Source organism: Streptomyces sp. NPDC060209 (assembly GCF_042728155.1).
GTDB lineage: Bacteria > Actinomycetota > Actinomycetes > Streptomycetales > Streptomycetaceae > Streptomyces.
In genome coordinates this window covers 1-3,333 of sequence record NZ_JBHWZS010000507.1, presented here as the reverse complement: position 1 = coordinate 3,333, position 3,333 = coordinate 1, and the positions used below count along the sequence as shown (strand labels likewise).

Genomic DNA, 3,333 nt, shown 5'->3' with positions numbered 1-3,333 from the left:
TCCTCCCGCTGATCGTCTCCGGCCGCCCGGTCGGCTCCCTCGTCCTCGCCTACGACCAGCCCCGCATCTTCCCGCCCGCCGAACGCGCCCTGTCGCGGACTACTGATGTCGGTGGCTGGGGGCGCGCTGCCGTATGTCTGGCAGGCGGGCGTCCCTACCGGGGCCTTCTGCCCAGGCCGAGGAAGGCCTTTAAGCGGTCGTATGCCCTGCCGAGCACGGTCAGGCGTGCGACCGCGGGGGGACTCCGAGGGGAAACGCATCAGCCCATTCTGATCACGCACCTGTTGGAACGCAGTGTCTTCCCCGACCGGACAGCGGGCACACCGCGTCCACGCCATCCGGCCGGAAATCGATGGCGCTGTCAGTCGTGCTTCTGCTCCGCGGAGTCGCTTCGCCGGTGCATGGTCATCAGCAGCGTGCTTGGCCGCACGGTTGCCAGGGCGACGGGCCATACCTCCTGGTGCGGCGCGAGTTCGAAACGTGCGCGCCGGATGATGGTGGCGATGGCGGTGACCAGCTCTGTGAGGGCGAACCGGTCTCCGATGCACTTGTGCTTGCCTGCCCCGAAGGGGAGGAACGCCCCAGGCGTGAAGGCTTCGGCCTGTGCCTCTTCCAGCCAGCGGTCGGGGTTGAAGGTGAGAGGCTCTGGGAACAGTTCGGGGTCGCGGTGCAGGGCGTGCTGGCAGTAGGCGAGCTCGGTGCCGGCGGGGACCGACCACGGGCCCAGGCGTGTCTGGGTGACGGTACGGCGGGTGACGAGCCACCCGGTGTGGTGCAACCGCAGCGTTTCCCGCACGACGCGGTCGAGGTAGGGCAGGCGGACAAGGTCCTCGAACGCGATGGGCCGGTCCTCAAGGACCGTGCCGAGCTCCTCCAGGACCGCCCGTTCGATGTCGGCGTTGCGGGCGATCTCGTAGAGGGCCCAGGACAGTACGGACGCGGTGGTCTCGGTGCCTGCCACAGCCAGAGTGAGGATCTCTGAACTGATTTGGTGCCCGGTCAGCGGCTGTCCGGTCTCTTCGTCCGTGGCGTGCAGCAGCAGGGACAGCATGTCGCCGGTGTCCTGCCCCGACTTTTGGAGGTCCGCCACGGCCTGGTTGATGGTGGCCCGCACGGCGTCGCGGGCGGCGTTGAACCGGCGGTTGAACGGGAGCGGCAGCCGTTCCACCCAGTCGGGCAACATGACGCGGGCGCCGACGCCGTTCATGACCACCGACAGATCCTCACGCAGCCGGCGGAACGTTGCCTCGTCGAGGCTGCCCGCGAAAATCGTCTTGGCAAGCATGTCGAGGGAGAGCGCGATCATGGCTTCGTGCACGTCGAGTTGCCGGCCGGGGGCCCAGGTGTCGACGGCCGCGTTGGTCTCGGCCCGCATGATGTCGACGTAGTGGGCGATTTCCGGGCGGCCGAAAGCCGGTTGGAGCTGGCGTCGCCTGCGGACGTGGTCCTGGCCCGCCGCCGTGACGACGGAATCGCCGAGCAACTGGCCCATCTTCTCGAAGAAACGGCCCTTGTCGAGGCTGGGTCCGAGATCGACCAGCATGGTGCGGATGAGGTCGGGGTCCTGGACGATCAGTGTGCGGGTGCCGGGCTGGAGAGTGATCTCGACCAGCGGCCCGTAATTGGCGCGCAGTGAGGCGATGAAGCCGAGGTTGTCGCGTATGAGCTGTACCGCGTGACCCAGAAGCGGGATCGAGCCCGCTGCTCTGGGTATGGGGGGAGGCGCTACGAGCGTCACGAGTGCATGCCACCTTTCAAGCCGATCTTGGCGCCTTATGGCTTCCCTGATCGCTCCGGTGGGCAATCCGCCCCGCGGAGTGGTCTACGCCACTCAAAAGGGCGTTTGGTGCTTGCCCCGTGGGGCATCACCTGCCGTTCGCGCAGGCAGCAGGACGGCGACCTCAAGCCGACACTGATCGCAGGACCAGAAGAGTCTCTTCGACCAGAGGGCGAAACAGGTCATTGGCAATGCAGACCTGCCGGGCCCGGACTTGGGTGCGTGGCGTGTCCTCGACGGGCATCTCAGCAGTGCTGTGTGGGGTGGGCAGGCCGGACATGAGGGACGCTCGACGGTGTCGGCGAGCGTGCCGGATCGTGGCTGCCGCCAGGAGAGCCCGGTCGCCCCCAGCAAGGACCAAGGCTCGTAGGCACATGCTCATTGTCCCGGGCTATGTAGTCCCGGGCCCTGGGCCCCGTAACAGGTGGCCGTGAGGTGCCCTTTGGGGCCTGCAACTTGTACGACGGTCATGGGACCTGGCCCTCCTCCCCAGGCGCCTTGTCGGGGACCAGGGCGAGGCTGATGACGTGACGGATGCGGCCATCGCCGGGGCCGTGTCCCGTACGACGGGCGACCAGTGCCTCCAGTTCCTCCACCAGTTCGGTGAACTCCGGGGGGGTCGCCCACACCGCTCCCTGCCGGTAGAGGACGCCCTCGCGCGAGGGGTCGGCGTCGTCGCGTGAGAGGTAGCGGTCGAGGTCGGCCATCATCGCCCCGGTGAACACGGTGAAGGCCTGCCGGTGGTCGTCCTTGGTCATGGCGGCACGGGCTTCGTCGTCGACGAGGGCCTTGTCCTGCCTGACCCGATAGCTGCGTTCGACCGTCCCGCGTACGGGTCTTTCCTGGCCCACTTCCAGGACGCCGGCCTTGGTGAGGGTCGCGACGTGCCGGTACATGCTTGCCGGCGAAACGTCCGGGAGGCGTTCCCGGAGCTGCGCGGTGGTCAGTTCACCGGCGCCGACCAGGGTCCGGAGGATGCGCATCCGGACCGGGTGGAGGAGGAGATTCGCGGTAGCCATGACTTCATGATCTCACATCTGATAACATTCTCGTAGTTGAGAATGAACGTGCGCGAAACGAAAGAGGCGGAGCCTTGCCCAACGTCGACATGACGGTCACCGCGGACGACGGAACCTCGCTGGCCGGCACCCTGACACTGCCGGCCGGTCCGGGACCGCACCCGGCCGTCCTGCTGCTGCACGGCTCCGGCCCACTGGACCGCGACGGCAACACGCCGAAACTCACCATGAATCTGGGACGGCCGGTGGCCGAAACCCTCGCCGCACGGGGGATCGCCACCCTTCGCTACGACCGGCGCGGCGCCGGCGCCAACCTGGGCGACTGGCGGGCGGCCGGCTTCACCGACAACCGCAGGGACGCCGCCGCAGCCCTGCTCGCCCTGGCCGGCCGGTCCGACATCCGCGCCGACGCGGTCGGCGTTGTCGGTCACAGTGAGGGCTCCCTGCACGCCATGGCGCTGGCTGCCCGGACGGACATACGGGCGGTGGTGCTGTTGGCCGGCTTCGCCGGCCTGGGCGAGGAGGCCTTCCGCCGGC

General features: G+C 68.3%; 3 protein-coding genes. 1 reads left to right on the top strand and 2 read right to left on the bottom strand.

The window, feature by feature from the left end:
* Positions 1 to 361: 361 nt before the first annotated feature.
* The gene (locus tag ACFWFI_RS41905) at positions 362 to 1,738 is read right to left on the bottom strand and encodes a cytochrome P450 (RefSeq protein ID WP_387401088.1); all 1,377 of its coding nucleotides are present in this window, start codon (positions 1,736 to 1,738) and stop codon (positions 362 to 364) included.
* A gap of 506 nt (positions 1,739 to 2,244) precedes the next feature.
* Complete coding sequence (locus ACFWFI_RS41900; protein WP_387401086.1) at positions 2,245 to 2,796, bottom strand: helix-turn-helix domain-containing protein; 552 nt, start codon at positions 2,794 to 2,796, stop codon at positions 2,245 to 2,247.
* A gap of 74 nt (positions 2,797 to 2,870) precedes the next feature.
* Between ACFWFI_RS41900 and ACFWFI_RS41895 the strand changes: the two genes are divergently transcribed.
* A partial coding sequence (locus ACFWFI_RS41895; protein ID WP_387401084.1) for an alpha/beta hydrolase family protein occupies positions 2,871 to 3,333 on the top strand: 463 nt, incomplete at its 3' end.